Annotated in this window: 20 protein-coding genes; 9 read left to right on the plus strand and 11 right to left on the minus strand. The window is 38.7% G+C overall.

Features of this window, described 5'->3' with window-relative positions:
- Window positions 1-148: 148 nt before the first annotated feature.
- The 6 genes from recA to MWU56_RS10860 all read left to right on the plus strand — a co-directional run bounded on the left by recA (window position 149) and on the right by MWU56_RS10860 (window position 6,865).
- Window positions 149-1,156: a recombinase RecA gene (gene recA / locus MWU56_RS10835; protein WP_247044462.1), complete on the plus strand. Its 1,008-nt coding sequence runs from the start codon at window positions 149-151 to the stop codon at window positions 1,154-1,156.
- A 100-nt stretch (window positions 1,157-1,256) separates the two neighbouring features.
- The gene (locus MWU56_RS10840) at window positions 1,257-1,697 is read left to right on the plus strand and encodes a hypothetical protein (RefSeq protein ID WP_247044463.1); all 441 of its coding nucleotides are present in this window, start codon (window positions 1,257-1,259) and stop codon (window positions 1,695-1,697) included.
- Window positions 1,698-1,724: 27 nt separating this feature from the next.
- Window positions 1,725-2,255: an RNA polymerase sigma factor gene (locus MWU56_RS10845; RefSeq protein WP_247044464.1), complete on the plus strand. Its 531-nt coding sequence runs from the start codon at window positions 1,725-1,727 to the stop codon at window positions 2,253-2,255.
- An 11-nt stretch (window positions 2,256-2,266) separates the two neighbouring features.
- A complete protein-coding gene (locus tag MWU56_RS10850) occupies window positions 2,267-3,685 on the plus strand; it encodes an outer membrane beta-barrel protein (protein WP_247044466.1) in 1,419 nt (472 codons plus the stop codon).
- A gap of 141 nt (window positions 3,686-3,826) precedes the next feature.
- A complete protein-coding gene (locus MWU56_RS10855) occupies window positions 3,827-4,990 on the plus strand; it encodes a histidine kinase (protein ID WP_247044468.1) in 1,164 nt (387 codons plus the stop codon).
- 3 nt (window positions 4,991-4,993) lie between these two features.
- On the plus strand, window positions 4,994-6,865 hold the full coding sequence (locus MWU56_RS10860) for a sensor histidine kinase (RefSeq protein ID WP_247044471.1): 1,872 nt from the start codon (window positions 4,994-4,996) through the stop codon (window positions 6,863-6,865).
- Window positions 6,866-6,869: 4 nt separating this feature from the next.
- Here the strand turns inward: MWU56_RS10860 and MWU56_RS10865 are convergent, their stop codons facing one another.
- A complete protein-coding gene (locus MWU56_RS10865) occupies window positions 6,870-7,607 on the minus strand; it encodes a lysophospholipid acyltransferase family protein (RefSeq protein WP_247044473.1) in 738 nt (245 codons plus the stop codon).
- A gap of 133 nt (window positions 7,608-7,740) precedes the next feature.
- Between MWU56_RS10865 and trpS the strand changes: the two genes are divergently transcribed.
- Entirely contained in the window at window positions 7,741-8,709 is a 969-nt protein-coding gene (trpS, locus tag MWU56_RS10870; protein WP_247044475.1) for a tryptophan--tRNA ligase, read from the plus strand.
- A gap of 332 nt (window positions 8,710-9,041) precedes the next feature.
- Here the strand turns inward: trpS and dprA are convergent, their stop codons facing one another.
- Entirely contained in the window at window positions 9,042-10,148 is a 1,107-nt protein-coding gene (gene dprA / locus MWU56_RS10875; RefSeq protein ID WP_247044476.1) for a DNA-processing protein DprA, read from the minus strand.
- 105 nt (window positions 10,149-10,253) lie between these two features.
- Here dprA and MWU56_RS10880 point away from each other — a divergent pair, with 105 nt between their 5' ends.
- Together MWU56_RS10880 and MWU56_RS10885 are read left to right on the plus strand one after the other, a co-directional pair.
- Window positions 10,254-11,198, plus strand: coding sequence for an SPOR domain-containing protein (locus tag MWU56_RS10880; RefSeq protein WP_247044477.1), 945 nt, complete (start codon window positions 10,254-10,256; stop codon window positions 11,196-11,198).
- Between the two features lie 59 nt (window positions 11,199-11,257).
- Window positions 11,258-11,770, plus strand: a complete 513-nt coding sequence (locus MWU56_RS10885; RefSeq protein WP_247044478.1) for an acyl-CoA thioesterase — start codon at window positions 11,258-11,260, stop codon at window positions 11,768-11,770.
- 3 nt (window positions 11,771-11,773) lie between these two features.
- Here the strand turns inward: MWU56_RS10885 and MWU56_RS10890 are convergent, their stop codons facing one another.
- The 9 genes from MWU56_RS10890 to atpA form a co-directional block, all read right to left on the minus strand.
- The gene (locus MWU56_RS10890) at window positions 11,774-12,610 is read right to left on the minus strand and encodes an aldo/keto reductase (RefSeq protein ID WP_247044479.1); all 837 of its coding nucleotides are present in this window, start codon (window positions 12,608-12,610) and stop codon (window positions 11,774-11,776) included.
- Window positions 12,611-12,614: 4 nt separating this feature from the next.
- Window positions 12,615-13,841, minus strand: a complete 1,227-nt coding sequence (locus MWU56_RS10895; protein ID WP_247044480.1) for a murein hydrolase activator EnvC family protein — start codon at window positions 13,839-13,841, stop codon at window positions 12,615-12,617.
- 1 nt (window position 13,842) lies between these two features.
- Window positions 13,843-14,580, minus strand: a complete 738-nt coding sequence (locus tag MWU56_RS10900; RefSeq protein ID WP_317236538.1) for a DUF4292 domain-containing protein — start codon at window positions 14,578-14,580, stop codon at window positions 13,843-13,845.
- A 41-nt stretch (window positions 14,581-14,621) separates the two neighbouring features.
- Entirely contained in the window at window positions 14,622-15,497 is an 876-nt protein-coding gene (locus tag MWU56_RS10905; protein WP_247044482.1) for a tetratricopeptide repeat protein, read from the minus strand.
- A gap of 86 nt (window positions 15,498-15,583) precedes the next feature.
- Window positions 15,584-16,600 (minus strand): sugar phosphate nucleotidyltransferase, encoded by a 1,017-nt coding sequence (locus tag MWU56_RS10910; RefSeq protein WP_247044484.1) that lies wholly within the window; start codon window positions 16,598-16,600, stop codon window positions 15,584-15,586.
- Between the two features lie 86 nt (window positions 16,601-16,686).
- Window positions 16,687-17,121, minus strand: a complete 435-nt coding sequence (gene dut, locus MWU56_RS10915) for a dUTP diphosphatase (protein ID WP_247044485.1) — start codon at window positions 17,119-17,121, stop codon at window positions 16,687-16,689.
- Window positions 17,111-18,574: a lipopolysaccharide biosynthesis protein gene (locus MWU56_RS10920; protein ID WP_247044486.1), complete on the minus strand. Its 1,464-nt coding sequence runs from the start codon at window positions 18,572-18,574 to the stop codon at window positions 17,111-17,113. Before MWU56_RS10920 ends, dut begins: the two co-directional genes overlap by 11 nt.
- Before the next feature lie 139 nt (window positions 18,575-18,713).
- Entirely contained in the window at window positions 18,714-19,574 is an 861-nt protein-coding gene (gene atpG / locus MWU56_RS10925) for an ATP synthase F1 subunit gamma (protein ID WP_247044487.1), read from the minus strand.
- Window positions 19,575-19,653: 79 nt separating this feature from the next.
- A complete protein-coding gene (gene atpA / locus MWU56_RS10930; RefSeq protein ID WP_247044488.1) occupies window positions 19,654-21,234 on the minus strand; it encodes a F0F1 ATP synthase subunit alpha in 1,581 nt (526 codons plus the stop codon).
- Window positions 21,235-21,244: the final 10 nt, after the last annotated feature.

Consider the following 21,244-nt stretch of genomic DNA (forward strand, 5'->3'; position numbering starts at 1 on the left):
CTTTCCTCTTCATAGCAATTGCGAGCTATTTCTAGCTCTATAAAGATGAGTTAGTACCTGTTAGGTGCAATATTATTAAAAAGGTTGCGTCGCTTTTGCGGCATCTTGAAAGAAATGGTATTTTAGCTTTTCTAATCATATTTTTACCATGAGCAAAGAGAAAGAAGCAAAATTAAAAGCCCTTAAACTAACACTGGACAAGTTGGATAAAACCTACGGAAAAGGTGCTGTTATGAAAATGGGCGACAGTATTGTTGAAGATGTAGAGGTTATTCCCTCCGGCTCACTCGGATTGGACATTGCTCTTGGTGTTGGCGGCTACCCTAAAGGAAGGGTGGTTGAAATATACGGTCCGGAATCTTCCGGTAAGACAACATTGACCTTGCACGCCATTGCAGAAGCACAAAAAGCTGGTGGCATTGCGGCTTTTATTGATGCAGAACATGCCTTTGACCGATTTTATGCCAAAAAGCTTGGTGTTGATATCGACAACTTGATTATTTCCCAGCCCGATCATGGAGAACAAGCTTTGGAAATTACAGAAAACTTGATTAGGTCCGGTGCCATAGATATAGTAATCGTGGATTCTGTGGCCGCCCTTACACCTAAAAGTGAGATTGAAGGGGAAATGGGTGACTCTAAAATGGGATTGCACGCCCGTTTAATGTCTCAAGCACTGCGAAAACTAACTTCCACCATAAGCAAAACCAAATGTACCGTTATCTTTATTAACCAGTTACGGGAAAAAATAGGTGTGATGTTCGGTAATCCGGAAACAACCACTGGGGGTAACGCCCTTAAGTTTTATGCCTCCGTACGATTGGATATTAGACGATCTACCCAAATTAAAAGTACAGATGGTGATGTACAAGGGAACAAGACCAGGGTTAAAGTGGTGAAAAACAAAGTGGCACCTCCTTTTAAAACAGCGGAATTTGACATTATGTATGGCGAAGGAATCTCAAAAGTGGGTGAAATACTGGATTTGGGGGTTGCCTATGAAATTGTCAAGAAAAGTGGTTCATGGTTTAGTTATGGAGACACTAAATTAGGACAAGGAAGAGATGCTGTAAAATCTCTTTTAATAGATAATCCGGAACTATCTGAAGAACTGGAAGGAAAAATAAAAGAAGCTATTGCTGCGGTAAGCGAATAATCGCTCTTTATCGATTTTTTGTGGAGATTAACTTTTGGTTGTGAAAATCCTACGCAACCCTTGTATGTACAGTACATCTAGGGAATAAAAGGATTTTGTTATGAAAAAAGTGCTGATGCCCTTTATGTTAATTGTGGCATGCTCATGGTTCATCTCTTGTGAAGTGGACGATGATTCCCCCAATTTTCACTTTACGGCCTTAAACGCAATAGAGGCCGATGTACCCGAATCATTTGAATTTGGAAAAACCTATGACATTGATGTAACTTACTTAAGGCCAAATGGCTGTACCTTTTTCGAAGGTTTTGATGTAGCACAGACTACGATGACCGGGCGCGATGTGGTGGCAATAGGTTCTGTGCTAACGGATAAAAACGGAGAATGCACCCAAGCCGTCGAAGAAGTTGTGGCAACATTAAAATTCAATGTAATTTATACCGAAGAATATACCTTTAGGTTTTATGCAGGCGATGATGCCGATGGAAATGCGACCTACTTGGAATATAAAGTACCAATAACATCCGAGTCATCGACATATTAATATAAGTAATCCAGAATTGACCAACATTTGGATCTTGAAGAGCTGATACATAACTGTAAGAAAGGAAAGCGACAGGCCCAAGCAGAATTATACCGGAGATATTCTGGTGTTCTGTTCGGCATGTGTCTTAAATATTCACGGAACAGAACTGAGGCTGAAGATAATCTGCATGATAGTTTTATGGTCATATTCGACAAAGTTGACCAGTTTGGCTTTAAAGGCTCTTTTGAAGGGTGGATCAAAAGGATTACGGTAAACACAGTACTTCAGAAATATCGTAAGGATCAATACTTGGATGTAGTATCGGAAAATATCGAAGATGAGATAGAAGTAGATACCCAAGACATAGATATTAACCTGTCCACATTATTGGGATTCATTCAAGAACTTCCAAATAAGTACAGATTAACGTTTAACCTGTATGTTTTGGATGGCTATAGCCATAAAGAAATCAGTGAGATGTTGGGGACATCCACTGGAACCTCTAAATCCAATTTGGCAAGAGCCAAAGCAATTTTGAGGGATAAAATAGAAAAAGAAAAAATTAACATTGCTTAAATAGAACGACCATGGGGAAAAAGAATTTAGAGCAATTGTTCCAAGAAAGCTTTCAGGATTTTCAAGAAGTTCCAAACCAAAAAGTCTGGGACAATATTGAAGCCTCTTTGAACAATAAAAAACAAAAAAAACGAGCTATTCCAATTTGGTGGAGCTTAGGTGGCATTGCAGCTACTTTAGCCATACTTATGTTGGTGTTTAATCCGTTAACCGAAAATAAAGAAAAGGAACAGATTATTTCCGATATAGAGAATACGTCAGATCCAAAATCATTGGAAAACACGGAAAACAATACTGAAAGTTTAACAAATCCATCAAAGGGCAGCCAATTAACCGAACAAAATAAAATTCAGACTCCAAATCAGAAGATAGAATCAAGTGCTGACACGGAAATGACTAAAAATGGGGTTCCAAACCCTAAAAAGCACGGTTTGACTGTGGCAACCCGGACTGCAAACAATTTGAACAAATCAAAAACGTCCGCTGTCCCTAAAAATGCTATTTTAAACGATACTGATGTAATCGCAAGAAACAGGGATACTATTACATCTGTAAAAAATCAAGCTATTTCTGAAAGCCAACAGAACGTAGAAATAGTAGCAAGCACTGAAGAGAAAAAAGATAAGGCAGAAAAGAAATCCATATATGAGGCAATAGCGGAGCAGCAAGACGAAAAAGAAGCCCTTGCTACAACCCCATCGGGCAAATGGTCTGTTGGTCCTTCATTAGCACCAGTTTATTTTGATGCAAGCGGAGATGGTTCTCCTGTTGGGTCTGATTTCACCTCCAATTCAAAATCGGGAAAACTAAATCTAAGTTATGGTTTGGCCATTGCCTACGAAATAGGTAAAAAAGTGAAAATCCGCTCTGGTGTGCATAGGGTAAATTATGGCTATAACACCAATGATGTAGTTTTTTCTTCTACCCTACGATCTGCCTCCGGTGATAAGATTGCTAATATAGATTATAGCCAAAACTCTGAATCTATTGTTGTTGAGAGCAAAGAAAATAGTAAAAAAACTCCCTCGCTAAGCTCCAAGGAAATCGCATTGAACGAAGCTCCTTCCCTGGACGGAAGAATGGTTCAACAATTGGGATATATTGAAGTTCCATTGGAAGTAAACTATGCCGTTTTGGACAAGAAATTTGGGATTGACCTAATTGGAGGGGTAAGTTCCCTTTTTCTTGTTGACAATTCTATTTTGCTTGAATCCAATGATTTGATCACAGAAATGGGAGAAGCCAATAATATTAATTCCTTGAATTTTAGTGCCAATCTGGGTATGGGTCTCAATTATCAATTCTCACCAAAAATTAGATTTAATGTAGAGCCTGTGTTTAAATATCAACTCAATACATTTTCCAATGTATCGGGCAATTTTCAACCCTATTCCATTGGAGTCTATAGTGGATTTAGTTTCAGGTTTTAGAATTAAAGAAGTTGGTTAGGAAGATTGCTCCTTAATGCAATCAGTTAAGCGCTCTGATTAGATGGAGCGCTTTTTTTAGCCAATACATTCATATTATTTTCTTACATTATGAGCTAAAACAAGAACCAACTCCATAATAATGTGAAAACTGAACAGTTTGAGGATATCCTTATTTATTTTTCCAAATCACTTATGGGGAAGAAAAATGAAGAAGATATTTTGTGGGATATTGCAAAGAATTGTATCTCAAAGTTAGGTTTCATAGACTGCGTTATCTATTTAGTGGACGAAAATGAAAACTTACTGGTTCAAAAGGCTGCCTACGGTCCAAAAAGTCCAAAAGATCGAACACTTAGTAACCCTGTGGAAATCCCTATTGGTAATGGGATTACTGGAAGCGTAGCGAAATCCAGAAAAGCTGAACTTATTCTTGATACTTCCAAAGATTCTCGATATATAATTGATGACGATAACAGACTTTCGGAGATATGCGTTCCCATAGCTTATGAGGACAACCTTTATGGTGTAATTGATTGTGAGCACCCGGAAAGAAATTTTTTTACAAAAGAGCATCTTAGAATGCTCACTGCCATTGCCTCAATTTGTGCAATTAAAATTAAAAATATTAGGGACAACAAAATATTGGCGGAAAAAAAGGAAAATCTATTAAAGATAAAAGGAGAAATGATTGAGCTTAAGCTCAAATCCCTTAATTCCCAACTAAATCCCCATTTTGTTTTTAACGCCCTTAATTCCATCCAATATTTTATCACATCTGGAGAAAAAAAATCAGCGCTACAATATTTATCCCTTTTTAGTAAGCTTATTCGGTTTTACCTAAAAAGCTTGGACAGCGACACCGCAAGCTTGCAGGAAGAGGTTGAAATGCTAAACTTATATTTAAAACTTCAGAGACTTAGATATCATAATCGCTTTGAATATACAATTACATCAAATGCCAATTCAAAAAAAAACGATTGTATAATTCCTTCTTCCATTATTCAAACACTATTTGAAAATATAATAGAAACTATTATAATAAATCAGCATAAAAATGAAAAATTGGATATTAGTTTTAATGTTTCGAAAGCGTATGTCCTCTTAACTGTAAAACACCGGCATAATATCATCGGTCATGAACAGAAATACCAACCAGAATATAGACAACGTATAATTCAATGGGAAGATCATATTAAGTTTCTTAATTCCGTTAAAAACTATGGCATCGAAAAAAATGTAGTTTATAATGAAAAAACAACGGAACACTCGGGAGAAATCACCCTCAGATTACCAAATTTATCCTAACCCATGCCAGTATTTTCTAAATGCATCTATTTGTTTTTGGGTCTCTCCCTTATCTTAAATGGTGAAATAAGCGGGCAAAAAACCAATATAAACACTGAAAATGTAATTCCATTTACCATATTCAAAACCCAAAACAAAAGTATCTCTCTTCAAGATCTAGCAGGGTCTTCTCAAAAGTTTTCTGAACTTAACGATTCTTTCGAAAAGACACATCCTGATGATATTTTTTGGATAAAGTTGGATTTAAAAAAAGTAGCGCCTCTTTTAAACGAAAGTAGCTCGTGGTATTTAATCCATAACAGTTTCGATTATGGCACTTTGTTTTATCAAAAGAATGATTCAATACTAAAAAAAGATATTGGACGATTTAATCTAGACAATGCTGGTCAACGGATAAAATCCTCCAAGTACTTTGCCGAAGTAAAAATTAACCAAGATACTCTTATAAATGACCGTTTTATCTTTCTCAAAGTTCAACAGGTCCTATTTATTGACAACCTAAAGCACTGGAAGTTTACTGTTGATTTTGAGCCCTCAAAAGATATTTTTTCATGGGAAGAAGTAAAAAGAGTACTCCCAATATATATTTTTAGTGGCGTTGCTGGTTTAATGGCAGTAATTATGCTTGTTTTTTTTGGTTACTTTAAAAAAGCGGAGTTTTTCCTTTATTCTTTTTACGTTTCCTTTCTTCTCTTATTTGTGCTCAAAGATGATTTACAGTTATTTAATGCATGGTTGCCCAATAATATGCTTCTCAAGGTGTGGTTGCTGGAAAATATCGCCTTATTCGTGGGAGTAGGGTATATGTACTTTATGATTTACTACTTGAACTTAAAAAAGAATTATCGCTTTGCGTACTTTGTAATAATAACATTATTGGGCTTTCATGCAGTGTATCTAATAGTAGATATTCTCTTCTATGTTTATGATTATTATATAGGTCATATCTTTCTTGTCAAAGCACTACCTATTTTTGATACCATATTTGGCGGGGTTGCCATATTACACGTTTTAATCACGACCAGGAATTTAATAGGGTACCTGTTTGTTGCAGGATCCGCAACTTTTATGTTTAGTGTTGCCAGTCATTTCTATTTAGGTATAGATATCGACACCGACCCCTTAAGATATTACAATAAACTAAATTTAATTATTGGATCTACTGTTGAGATTGTGATCTTTGCATTTGGATTAACTTATAAAATGTTTGTGGATCATGTAGAACGCTTAAACTTTCAGCAAGAGGCTTTTATTAATAAAAACAAAGCCTTAAGAGCTCAGGTAAACCCGCATTTTATCTTTAACGCACTTAGTTCCATCCGGCATTTAGTATCCATTGACAACAAGAAAAGTGCATTAAAATACTTATCAAAATTTAGCAGGTTAACACGAAATATTTTGGAAAGCTCCCTAGAGACCAATGTTGTGCTCAATGAAGAGATAATCATGATTCAAGACTACTTAGAGCTTGAATCCCTTCGTTTTGACAATGCTTTCTCCTACACTATCAATATAGATGAAAATCTAAACATAGATGACATTGAAGTTCCTTTTATGATTTTGCAACCTTTCGTTGAAAATGCAATTATACATGGGCTTTTACCCAAGAAAGGAAATCATAAAGAACTTGTAATAAATTTTATAAAAGGAACGGATGTTGTAATCTGTGAAATTGATGATAATGGTGTTGGTAGGCAAGCGGCTAAGAAAAGACTGCATATCTATCAAAAAGAAAAAAAATCCAGAGGTATCGAATTAACCATACAGCGGTTGGAATCTTTGGGAAAAAATCAAGATTGCATAGCCATAATCGATAAAATTGATGACACAGAGCAACCTGCGGGGACAAAAGTGATTCTAGAAATCCCTTTGTGAGACTCTATTGTTTGGTCAACTCTGTAAAAATTACCGTTCTAACCTCTTCCCTCAATGTAGATGTATCCTCGGCGCTTAGTATACCCGTTTCAAAAAATTGATGGACCTTTACCCTTATCCTTCCAGGCCCCCCACTGTAAAAAGTAAACGAAAACCTCTTTTTATTATCCAAAAAAGTCATGGGTACCACAGGTATTTTATGGGCAATGGCCATTTTAAAAGCTCCATCCTTAAAAGTGTCCAGCACTATTTCTTCTTCGGGGACACCTCCTTCCGGGAAAATACAAATGCTCAAACCTTGATCTAATCGTCTTTGCGCTCTCCTATACACCCCGGTCCTGCTATTTACATTGTCTCTGTCCACCAAAATACAAACACGTTTATAAAAAAATCCAAAAACAGGAATCTTGACCAGCTCTTTTTTACCAACAAAAACAAAAGGATTCCTACTCACATGAAGCATCAACATAATATCGAGCATACTTGTATGATTGGCAACCAACATGTAGCTCATTTTTCTCCTCATCCGTTGCTCTCTCACAATTTTTGGAAAACAGCCCATACCAAATAAAATAGGGCGAGCCCATAAATTCCGGGCCAACCAAAAAAATTGCGCATATGTTTTTTCAGAAATGGTAAATACCAATAGTATGGGGAAAAACAATAATATAGGAACCGCAACCAATACATAGAACCATACCCTGTACAAAACGTGCCCAACATTTCTGATTATTCCAAGCATCTGCCAAAAGTAAAGTATTTCAATATTTTACGCTACATCCATATTTAATAGGGAACATACCTTTTATAACTAGTGGTCCTTCCCGCTTTTTTTATATGTCTGGGATGCTTACATTTACTGGCAAAAATTTAGCATGGCCCGAATTCTCACTGGAATACAAAGTACAGGAACACCACACTTGGGTAATATTTTAGGTGCGATCTCACCCGCCATTGACATGGCAGAGGATCCTAACAACGATTCGTTCCTTTTTATTGCCGATATGCACTCACTGACCCAGATTAAAGATGGGGAGCTTTTGAGAAACAACACCTACGCCATTGCAGCCACTTGGCTCGCTTTTGGTCTTGATATTGAAAAAACTGTATTTTATCGACAAAGTGATATTCCACAAACTGCAGAATTGGCTTGGTATCTTAGCTGTTTTTTTCCTTATCAGCGTTTGACCTTGGCCCATGGTTTCAAGGACAAAGCCGACAGATTGGAAGATGTAAATGCTGGGCTGTTTACTTATCCAATGCTTATGGCCGCCGATATTTTGCTGTATGATGCAGAAATTGTCCCCGTAGGCAAGGATCAACTTCAGCATTTGGAAATGACCCGTGATGTAGCTTCCCGCTTCCACAACCAAATGGGAGAAACCTTTGTGATGCCCCAGGGTAAAGTTCACGAACAAACTATGTATGTTCCTGGTACAGATGGTCAAAAAATGAGTAAAAGCCGTGGCAACCTCATCAATTTGTTTCAAACGGACAAGAAACTGCGCAAGCAGATCATGGGCATTGTTACGGACAGTACACCAATGGAAGAACCCAAAGACCCAAGCAAGGATAATGTGTTTGCATTGTACAAACTACTTGGAACTCCAGAACAGGTTGAGGAAATGAGCGCCAATTACCTCGCAGGAAACTATGGATATGGCCATGCAAAACAAGCACTGTACGAGCTTATATTGGAAAAGTTTGAAGAGCCTCGCGAAAGGTTTGAATATTACATGAACAATAAAAGTAAGGTGGACGAAGCTTTGGCCTTTGGTGCTGAAAAAGCACGTAAAGTAGCGGATCAAGTATTGGTGCGCGTTCGTGAAAAATTGGGATATTAGCCATTCATCGAACATGGGGCCATTTACCCTCCTTTGCACCAATTTAAAATACTGCAAACATCTATAAACCCAAGACACATTTTTTAGCCAATTCTCGATTTTTGGCGTTAACCTTTCGTTGAAATGCACTTAAAAACAGAGTGACCGTTCTGTTAGCTCCCGTCTCGACATACAGTTATTTTCTTGTTTGTTCTACGATAATTTCTATTGGAAATTAAGTTCAAAAGCTTGGATAGTTCGACCAATAACCCTGATTTTATCAATTTGTAAAGTTACTCGACCAACGTCTTCAATTTGTAAACTTTCAGTACTTAAAGCATAAAATTGTACGCTCACACTACCTCGAACAGTTTACCGGGCAATGGACGGACAACACCTTTCATTTCCATATTTAAAAGTGTGGACGAAACTTTAAAAATGGGCAATTTACACTCCAAAGCAACGGTATCCAGTAACTGTTTACCGTTCAACTGCAAATAAGAGTAGATTGACTGTTCTGTTTCGTTCAACTCGACGAACAGCTGTTTTTGTACTGTTTTTTCTTGATTTTTCTCATCAATTTCCCATCCCAGAAGATAAATTAGTTCTGCTGCCGATGTCAATAAATGGGCTTTTTGATATTTGATAAGGTCATTGCAGCCTTTACTCCATTTGTCCGTTGCCCTCCCTGGAACCGCAAAAACATCTCGATGGTAGCCGTGAGCCAAATCCGCCGTAACCAAGCTGCCTCCTTTTTCAGCAGATTCAATTACAATGGTCGCTTCACTTATACCTGCAATAATTCGGTTACGCTTCAGAAAATTTTCTCGGTTCGGTTGACTCGTACTCCAAAACTCGGTCATAAAACCACCGTTGTCTTCAATCTTGGATTTATATTTTGAATGAACCTTTGGATAAATTTGATTTAGGCCATGGGCCATACAGGCTATAGTCTGTAACCCATGATTAATGGCCGCTTTATGTATCGCAATGTCCACCCCGTAGGCCAATCCACTAATTATAATGGGGTTTAAGGGCGCTATTTCCTCTATAAATTGATTACAAAAAGAAGTGCCGTAATTCGTTACGTTCCTTGTTCCTACTACGCTGATAATCTTTTGATCTTTTAAATTGATATTGCCCTTTTGGAACAATAAAATTGGCCCATCCAAACAATGTTTTAAACGAGTCGGGTAGTCATCGTTCATAAAATAAGAGAAGGTGATGTTTTCTTTGGACAAAAACGCATACTCTTTTTGGGCTTCCTCAAGGTAAATAGGGTCATAAAGTCCTTTCAAAGTCATCTTCCCTATACCATCAATGGTTAAAAGATGTTGTGGTTTAGTCTCAAAAATGGCGATTGGGCTCCCACAATGTGCAATTAATTTCTTGGCCGTAACATCTCCGATATTGGGAATATTTTGCAGCCGTAAAGCCGCAATAATTTCAGGTTCAGTCATTTGATTTGGGTGTCAAAGTTGTTCACAAAATACAGATTTATAAATGTTAATAAAAAGTAATCAGGCTTATTTCGTACTCTTTCTTTTTTTGCAATATTTGTGGCTATGCGGATCGATTCATATATAAAACAACTGTTGTTTGATTACAACTGTGTAGTAATACCGGGTTTTGGGGCTTTTTTGGCACATACTAAATCCGCAGAAATTGATTTGGCCACCAACACTTTGGCACCGCCAAGTAAAGCTATTTCCTTTAATGCCCAACTTTCCAAAAACGATGGTTTATTGGTTTCCCATATTTCCAAAGAAAAAAAACTGGGATACGAGGAAATGCTCGTAGAAATCGAGAAAATTGCCCAAGATTGGAACAATACCCTCCATAAAGGTGAAAGCATAGAACTTTTTGGTATTGGTAAACTTTGGCACAACAACGAAAAACGAATCCAGTTCCAACCAGAAGAAAAGGTGAACTTTTTAACCTCTTCATTTGGTCTAACATCTTTTGCCGCAACACCTGTACAGCGCGAAGTGATCAAAGAGGAAGTGGAAGCACTTGAAGAACGAATTCCATTCATTATTACTCCGGAAAAAAGAGAGCAAACCTCTTTTAGACCTTGGTTAAAGTATGCAGCTGTCATATTATTGGCAGTTTCAATGGGTGTTACTTCTTACAGCACCTATGGAGATATACAACAAAAAGAAGTGGCTGCACAGCAAGATGCACAACAGGAAGTGTCCCGCTTGATCCAAGAAGCTACTTTCTTTGAAAGCTCCCCGTTAGAGCTTCCTGCAATAAACATTAAAGTGACCAAAAAACAATTGGGCAAACACCATGTTATCGCAGGGGCGTTCCGTGAGGAGAAAAACGCAGATAAAAAAGTGGCCCAACTTAAGGAAAGAGGATATAATGCCTTTTATTTGGGCGTGAACAAATACGGGCTACACCAAGTGGCCTACGATAGTTTTGAAAACCCGAAGGAGGCACTTGCCTTTTTAAGAAAGGTTAAAGCTTCAGATTCTAGGGATGCTTGGATGCTTTCCGAGAAATAACCTCCCTTTCCTTTAAAAACCATTCTACACTTCAATATCTTTGCGCAAAATTTTAAGCTATGCAGGCTAAAGCACCAAGTGAATCCCGTACGGTAATGACCGATTTGGTATTACCCAGTGAAACCAACCCCCTCAACAATCTTTTTGGCGGAGAACTATTGGCCCGTATGGACCGAGCTGCCAGTATATCTGCACGTAGGCACAGTCGTAGGATTACGGTGACCGCTTCGGTTAACCACGTAGCGTTTAATCGTGCGGTCCCACTGGGCAGCGTGGTAACGGTTGAAGCATCGGTTTCCAGAGCGTTTAAAACTTCCATGGAAATATTTATTGATGTTTGGATCGAGGATCGGTTCACGCAGGAACGTACAAAAGCCAATGAGGCAATTTATACGTTTGTAGCAGTAGATGATACCGGAAAACCGACAGACGTCCCACCTTTAAAACCAGAAACAGAACTGGAAAAGGAACGCTATGCCGCCGCCCTCCGAAGAAAGCAATTGAGTTTGGTGCTTGCCGGCAAAATGAAGCCTGCCGATGCCACGGAATTAAAGGCTTTGTTTACTTCATAAAATCTAGAAATCAAAATTATCCGGATCTGGGCCAAATCGTTTGCCTACGTCCAGTCCATCGAGCAGTTTCACATCCTCTTCTGAAATTTCAAAATTGAAAAGGTCAGAGTTAGCAATGATACGCTCTTTTTTGGATGATTTTGGAATGGTGACCACACCTTTTTGTAGGTCCCAGCGTAGCACGATCTGGGCGATGGTCTTATTGTATTTTGCTGCTAATTCCTTCATAACATCCAAATCAAATATATTCCCCTGCATTAGTGGGGACCATGCTTCGTACTGGATACCTTTGATATTGCAGAATTCTATTAAATCTTGTTGCACCAAATACGGGTGAAACTCCATTTGGTTCACCATGGGTACAATCTCTGCCGAAGTTAACAGGTCTTCTAAATGGTGCTTTAAAAAGTTGCTGACACCAATAGCGCGTACTCGTTTTTCCTTATATAACTTTTCAAGTGCCCTCCAAGTTTCTTTGGATATTTCACCTTTGGGCCAATGAATCAAATACAGGTCTAGGTAATCTGTACCCAAACGCTCCAAACTGGCATCAAAGGCTTTTAAGGTAGTATCATACCCTTGATCGGTATTCCAAACCTTACTCACCAAAAACACATCCTTCCTATCCATATTACTTTCCCTTATCCCGGCACCAACACCTTCTTCATTTTTGTAAATGGCAGCAGTATCAATATGCCTGTAACCATGGTTTAATGCCTCTTTTACCGCATTTATCACTTCATTTCCATCTTTGGAAAGATATACACCCAATCCCAAATAAGGCATTTTCACGCCATTGTGCAGTTCAAATGCGCCTTGCAAGTCTGTTATTTTTTTCATAGTACTAAAGTTGATAGATCCATTCTTCGGGGTTCAGTCTATTGGCGTCCTTATAAAGGTAAAACTTTAGCTTTGTAGCGCCGTCAAACCGATTGGTATTTATTTCTCCAAGAAGTTCTTTGGCGGCAACCCGATCCCCCTTTTTTACATATAGATCGGATAAGTTGTAGTAAGTGCTAATATAGTTACCGTGTTTTATCTGAACGCCTTTGTTCCCTCCAGGTGCAGCGAGTATAGCTATTACTTCTCCCTCGAAAATGGCCCTCGCTTTACTACCTTTATCGGTTGTTATGGTTACCCCATTGTTTCTATGTTTAATACCGGGATAAAGTTTATCTGCATAAACACCGTATCCTTGGCTCTTGATTCCCTTTTCCACTGGCCAAATCAATCTTCCTTTATTGGATGAGAAATTATCCGCCAACAATTTTGCCTCAGGTGTAAGTGCAAATGTTGCGCTACTGACCGAATTTCCGGAACTTTTGTTGGAACTGGCAATGGCACTTTTTATTAAACTCTCAATCTCACGATCAATCCTACGTGCCTCAGCTTGCTTTTTTGCGATTTCGGCAGTGTACTTCGTCTCATTTTGTTTAATGCTCCTTAAAAGGTTCTTCTGTGCGTCTATCTCTAGCGAAAGTTCGTTTTTGGCACGTTGGTTTTCTGCAAGAAGTTGTTCTTTCTCTTTTCTTTGACGTGCCAAATCCTGATTTAATGCGGTAAGCTCTTCCGTTTTTTGCTCAATGTCTTCACCTTGCTTTTTACGATGTTTTGCATATTGTTGCATATACTGAAGCCTCTTGAATGCCTGAAAGAAACTTTCCGAAGATAAAAGGAACATCAATCGATTGTTTTGGGATTTGTTCTGATACGTTTTTTGAATCAGATTTGCGTAATCTTCCTTTAATATTTTTAGATCCTCCCTAAGTTTACTAATGCTTCTTATGTTAACATTAATTTGTCTATTGAGAAGGTTAGCCTGTTGATTGGTTACACGTATAAGTTCCTGCCTAACATTTATTTTATTATCCAATGCCTCCATTTGGTCCAATACAGTACCTTTTTCCTTACGTTCTGCAAAGAGCAATCTATTGATTTCCTTTATTTCTTTTTGCAAGTGCTCCCGTTTTGTCTCCAGCATTTTTTGTTCGCTGGTCTGAGCATGAATTTTAGTAGAGGTAATAAGTATAACTACCGCACAATAAAGCCAATATGGTATTTTATATTTCATATTACTTTAATGTAATTTTGTCAAACCCTTTTGGGACTTTATAGGGAAAACTCATAGGCTTGTCCAATTCCAAATTACGAAAACTTAAATCTATTGTAGTTAAATTATCTGCCTCTTGTGCCACAATTTGTATTTCATCTGGAAACACGTTTCCGTAAATATCCTGATAGGTATATTTAGCCTCTAACTGTCTTGTTTGTTCTGGTTGTGATATTTCTTGTGCAGCAATTTTAAAGTTTTTGGGTTCCAACTGAAATAAAATTTTAAAAAACTCTCTGGCTTTTTTGGGCTTTAATTGGTAGTTACCATTATACACTTCCGAATTGAACTTTTCTTCCCTAAGGTCCAATACAGCATTCCCCAGCAATAGATTTTGTACTTTTTCAAAATCAAGCTGTGTACCTAGCATTTGACTCAAATAACTAAAATCTCCATCAAAATATTCATTTTGAAGTTTATTGTAGAAAGAGACTTTATTTGGGGTAATATGTGCCTTAACAATGCCCAGAGGTGCACTCATCCAAATTACCTTGTCCTTTTCCATGCGTAAGCTCACATTGACACCTTGTGATTCTTCTCCATTGGTATAATCAATTTTGAGCCTTCCTCTCAAGGTCTTAAAGTTTGGTTGGTTTAGATAGTGGGCATGGATAATGTTCTTAGCGGACATTCTCGAATTTGCCTCTCCTCCTGTAATGGACTTGGTACTTTTACAGGAGCCCAACGTAATCAGAAGCACTGTAAATAAGCCGATTTTTGTTATGTGTTTACATAAAAACATTATAATCCAGAATTAATCTTGTTCAAATATTCATTTGCTTTTTGTGTGTTTCCTATTTTGGAGTGGCCTTGTGAAAGCTCCTTATATATCCTATTTTTCAAGGTATCATCATCTAAAAGGTAATCGAGTCCACTTTCCAAAACCTCTATACCTTTGTTTGGGTTTCCAGTATTATTAAGAGCTCTGCCATACGCATAATAAAAATACGGCTGTAATGGATATGAATCCACGGCACCTTCAGAAATCTCCAGTAATTCTTTATAATTGGATTCCGATATCAACTGTTCCATGTTTGATCTTAGCGCTTCAAAAGGGTTATCAGCTTCATCTTGGTCTTGATTAGCTATTGGAACTGTTGGTTTTTCTTTTCCTTTTTGAAGAGAGTCTTTTATTTTTTGATTCAAATCTGATTTAAGTTGAGAATTTTCCAGTTGGTCGAGCACCTTTAAGGCTTCTTCATACTTCTTCATTTTGAAGAAAAAGACAGCCATATTCTGTTGGAGCTTTTTGTTCTCATAAGGTATTCGTTGTTTTACGGTCTCTATTGGACTGCCCTGCTTATCCAATATAGTGAGTAAGTTGTCCAAATACCAATAATCTGTAGGTTTTGATTGCAGTGCTTCAATTGCATAATCTTGCGCTTGAATATATTTTTTATCGAGCATATAAGACTTGCCCAACTCATAATCCACTACACTATTGTTGGGTTCCAATTGCTTACATTTTAGAAACAAATCTACCGCCCTATCATAGTTTTGGATGCCTTTTTGCTTTAAGGCTTCAAAGAAATTTTCCTGAAACTCATCGGTATATTCTTCAAGATAGACTTCGGCGCTTTCCTGTTCTTCTTGGCCATAAGCTGTGTGAAGTGTCATTGCTGACACCGATAAAAGCACACAAAGAAAAAGCGTTTTTCTCATAACATCCTATGTCCCCATCAAACTAAAAATCTATTGTAAAGTTATTCCAAAACCGAATAATCACCAATACTAATGGTCTCAAAATTACCATTGTAAACAACATGGTTACCAATCATGGCGTTGTCCAAGTTGGCATTGCTGATTTTACTATTGGTCTGTATAAGACTGTTCTTTACCGTTGAGTTTTCTATCACGGTATTTGCCCCAACTGACACATAAGGCCCTACCGTAGTATTTTTTAGCTCTACATTTTCTCCTATAAAACAAGGTTCAACAATATTTGCATTTTCTTGTTTTACGGTTTTGGCAATCATCTGTTCTCCTTCTTTATCCAAAAAGCCCAGCATGCGTTGATTGGTTTCCACGGTTACATTCTTATTGCCACAGTCCATCCATTCATCCACCTTACCGGGAACAAATTTCATGCCCTTTTCCATCATTCGTTTGATACCGTCATTGATCTGGTATTCCCCACCATGTGTAATATCATTATCCAATACGTGCTGAAGTTCGTTTTTGAGCACTCCCACATCTTTAAAATAGTAAATACCTATTACAGCAAGGTCGGATACAAACTCTTCTGGTTTTTCGACCAACTCAACTATTTCGTTGTCTTGATTTAGTTTAACCACTCCATAAGCTTCAGGTCGCTCCACTTGTTTTACCCAAATAACGCTGTCTGCAGATTTATCTAGATCAAAATCAGCTCTTATCAAAGTATCGGCATAGGCAATCACTGCTGGGCCACTCAAGGATTCTTTGGCGCTCATTATGGCATGGCCTGTGCCCAACGGTTTGTCCTGCCTGTAAATTGAACCTTTGGCGCCTAATTCTTCGGCCAAAGTCATTAAACTCTCTATAACGTCATCACCAAAAAAGGCTGGGTCTCCCAAAATAAAAGCAACTTCCTCGATGGGTTCTCCCAATACTTCGGCAATATCGCTTACCAAACGATGAACAATGGGCTTTCCGGCTACAGGAATCAAAGGTTTTGGAACTGTTAATGTATGTGGTCTTAATCGAGATCCTCTTCCCGCCATTGGTACAATTATCTTCATAATGAATTCCCGTGTATACAGGTGAGTTTTAAAGTTAGACTCTATTTAAAAAAAGATCGCGACTTTACACGATCTTAATTATATTTTTATTTGGTGCCCGTACTTCCAAAGCCGCCTTCACCCCTATCGGTATCGGACAGGGTTTCAACTTCTTCCCATTCGGCACGTTCGTGCTTGGCTATGATCATTTGGGCAATACGCTCGCCGTTTTCTATGGTAAAATCCTCATTGGATAGGTTCACCAAGATGACCCCAACATTTCCACGGTAATCGGCATCAATGGTGCCTGGGGCATTTAGCACGGTTATTCCTTTTTTGGCTGCCAATCCGCTACGCGGTCGCACTTGCGCCTCGAAACCCACGGGAAGCTCCATAAAAAGTCCTGTCGGTACAATGGCTCTTTCCAATGGCTGTAATACTATTGGCGATTCAATGTCTGCCCTTAAATCCATTCCTGCTGATGCAAGGGTTTCATAATGGGGCAACTTATGGCCTGATTTATTTATAATCTTAATCTTCACGTCTTATTAATATGTTTCGTAGTTTATCTCCTTCCATCTTGTATACTAACCCCAAAAATAACAAAAGTAGTATGCTGCCAGCTATTAAATTTCTATTAAAAACATAGAATGAAAGTATTGAAAATAGTAGCGACACGGATAGGTAAAACACAATTTTTCGCATGTTATAGGGAACGGGGTAGTACTTTCTTCCAAAATAATAGGATAGGAGCATCATACTGCCATAAGCAGCCAGAGTGGCCAAGGCGGATGCCATATATCCGATTGTTGGGATAAGTGCAATGTTGATTACCAATGTAATAATGGCCCCAATGGATGAAATATAGGCCCCGAATTTAGTGCGGTCCGTTACCTTGTACCAAACTGACAAGTTGTGGTATATGCCTAAAAAAAAGCTTCCCAAAAGAATTATGGGTACTACATCCAAGGCTTCCCAAAAGGCAGGGTCTCTGACCAGTAATCTTTTCAGTGGGTCTATCAAAACAATAACGCCCAAAAATATAATACTGCCCATAATCACAAAATAGTTGGTAATCTGTGCATAGGTTTTTTGGGGGTTTTCCGAATTGGCATGGCTAAAAAAGAATGGCTCCACTCCCAAACGAAAAGCAGTGCCGAACAGGGTCATAAAAACCACTAACTTATAACAGGCCGAATATTTTCCTATCTCTGCCTTGGCAACATCTTCTGGCAACAAATAATCAAGTAGTATGCGATCAAAAACCTCATTTATGGTAAATGCTATTCCAGCCACCATTACAGGCAGCGCGTATTTGACCATTTCCTTCCATAAACGTTGGTCAAAACTATATTTACTATCAAAATAGATTCCGCTAACCCATAAAAAGGCTACGCCGCTGGATATTACATTGGCAATAAAGACATATTCAATCTGAAAATCCGGTTTATAAAGAGTCGCCCAAATTGATTCCCCATTTTGAGCCAATTCGGGTAACATGGTCAAGAAAAATATGTTTAACAGCAAGTTCACTGCCACTGTGGCCACTTTTACCACAGAATACCTTAGTGAGCGTTCTTTGGCCCTTAGCCATGCAAAAGGAACAATGGTCAAAGCATCCAAGACCAATATCAATATGATATAAACCATTAAGGATTCCTTGACTGCTATCAACGATGCAAACGCTTGTTTAAACAGTAGGGAAGCACCAAAGAAAACCAAAGAGGAAATCAACAATGAAACCAAAGAAGTCGAAATTACACGTTCTCTATCCTCATATTTATTGAAAAAACGGAAAAATGCCGTTTCCATTCCGTATGCTAACACCACATTAAATATGGCAAACCATGAAAAGATTACGGAAACTTCTCCATAGGTTTCTGGGTCCATTACCGATGTGTACAAAGGCACCAATAGAAAGGAGAGTACCCTCGGCAAAACCGTGGCCAAACCATAGATAAATGTTTGTTTAAAAAGCTTTTTTAGTGGATTCAATCGGTGTTGCTTCTTTAAAAACCATGATTAGGTGGCTACAAGTTACGCAAAAGCCCTTATTACCTAAACCTTATTGTCCTAAGAAAAACAAAAAGGCCACCGAATGGGTGGCCTTTGTATATGTAAAAATATAACTATTCTAATTGTTCAATGCCTCCGCACCACCAACAATCTCTAAAATCTCGCTGGTAATTGCTGCTTGACGTGCTTTGTTGTAGGTCAATTTTAACTCATCTCTAAGTTCGGCCGCATTGTCGGTTGCCTTGTGCATGGCTGTCATACGGGCACCGTGTTCACTTGCAAAGGAATCCCTAATGGCCTTGAACAATTGTGTCTTCAAGGATTTAGGAATCAATTCCTTAACGATTTCAACTTTGGACGGCTCAAAAATATAGTCTGCCGCTATGGCCGTGTCACCTTCAGCTCCCACAATAGGTAAGAACTGTTCGGTCATTACGATTTGCGTAGCGGCATTCTTGAACTTGTTGTATACCAACTCAATTTTGTCATAATCACCTTTGGTGAACAAACGCATCAAAAACTCGGCAATTTCGGCAACATTCTCAAAAGTCAAATCATCGTACACCTTGCTTTGGTCACCCAAAATTGTGTGCTTTTTACCAAGGATATCATTTCCTTTCTTACCAATGGTATAAAAATCAACTTGCTTTCCTGAGTACTTGCTGGACACCAAGCTGTTGCTCTGCTTGATGATATTGGAGTTGAATCCACCACAAAGACCACGATTTGAAGTAATGGCAATCACCAATACCTTGTTCACTGGCCTGTTATCGGCATACTCGCTTCCTCCATCCCCTTCCAAACTGGCACTTAACCCTTGTAAGAGTTCAGTAAGCTTGTCAGAATAAGGACGCATAGCTGTGATAGCGTCCTGCGCTTTTTTCAACTTTGCAGCAGAAACCATTTTCATGGCACTGGTTATCTGCATCGTTGAAGAGATGGATGATATCCTGTTCCGTATTTCCTTTAGATTCGCCATATTGTTGAGTATCTAGACTCTAGTATTGAGTATTGAGCTCTTTTAAACTTACTCAATACTAACTACTGAATACTTTAGACTAATTTTTGTACTTACTTGAAAGGTCTTTACAAACAGCGGTCAATGTATCGGTAACCTCGTCAGTCAATTTACCGGCTTTAAGGGTGTCCAATACATCTCTGTGCTTAGCATTCAAGAACTCTAAGAAATCCTTTTCAAACTCTTTTACCTTGTTCACAGGAACATCCCTCAACAAGTTTTTGGAACCTGCAAAAATGATTGCTACCTGATCTTCTACGGTAAAAGGATCATTTTGACCTTGTTTCAAGATCTCAACGTTTCTACGTCCTTTTTCAATTACATTCAATGTAGCGGCATCCAAATCGGAACCGAACTTGGCAAACGCTTCCAATTCACGGAACTGCGCTTGATCCAGTTTCAAGGTACCTGCAACCTTTTTCATAGATTTAATCTGAGCGTTACCACCAACACGTGATACGGAGATACCTACGTTGATCGCAGGGCGAACTCCTTGGTTGAACAAGTCTTGCTCCAAGAATATCTGACCATCAGTAATAGAAATTACGTTCGTTGGGATATATGCGGAAACGTCACCTGCTTGTGTTTCTATAATTGGAAGTGCAGTCAAAGAACCGCCTCCTTTCACAATCGGTTTCAATACCTCTGGAAGATCGTTCATGTTCTTGGCGATATCATCATCTGCGATAACCTTCGCGGCACGCTCCAACAATCTTGAGTGCAAGAAGAAAACGTCACCTGGATACGCTTCACGTCCTGGAGGTCTTCTCAAAAGCAAAGACACCTCTCGATATGCAACAGCTTGTTTCGACAAATCATCATAGATTATCAAAGCAGGTCGCCCTGTATCTCTAAAATATTCGCCAATTGCTGCGCCAGCAAATGGAGCATAAACTTGCATTGGTGCAGGATCGGAAGCGTTAGCGGCTACAATGGTCGTATAGGCCAATGCGCCTTTTTCTTCCAAAGTTTTGGCAATTGCGGCAACCGTTGATGCTTTTTGACCTATGGCAACATAGATACAATACACAGGTTCACCTGCATCGTAAAATTCTTTTTGGTTCAGGATGGTATCGATACAAACAGTAGTTTTACCAGTTTGCTTATCTCCAATTACCAACTCCCTTTGTCCACGGCCTACTGGAATCATGGCATCAATTGCCTTAATTCCTGTTTGCATAGGTTCATCTACAGGTTGTCTAAAAATTACACCAGGAGCTTTACGCTCTAAGGGCATTTCGTAGGTTTGACCAGAAATTGGTCCTTTACCGTCGATAGGTTTACCCAAGGTGTCCACCACACGGCCAACAATCCCTTCACCAACATTTATGGAAGCAATTCGTTCGGTTCTTTTAACAGTTGCGCCTTCCACAATTTCTTTAGATGGGCCCAACAATACAACACCTACGTTGTCTTCCTCCAGGTTAAGAACGATACCTTGCATACCACCCTCGAACTCTACCAACTCCCCATATTGGGCATTGGCAAGTCCATATACACGGGCAATACCATCACCCACCTGTAATACGGTACCTACTTCGTCCAAAGAAGCGGACGCTTCGAAACCTGATAATTGTTTTTTCAAAATTGCTGATACCTCAGCGGCTTTTACTCCTGCCATTTTACTTAGA

The sequence above is a fragment of the Allomuricauda sp. F6463D genome (assembly GCF_023015965.1).
GTDB lineage: Bacteria > Bacteroidota > Bacteroidia > Flavobacteriales > Flavobacteriaceae > Flagellimonas.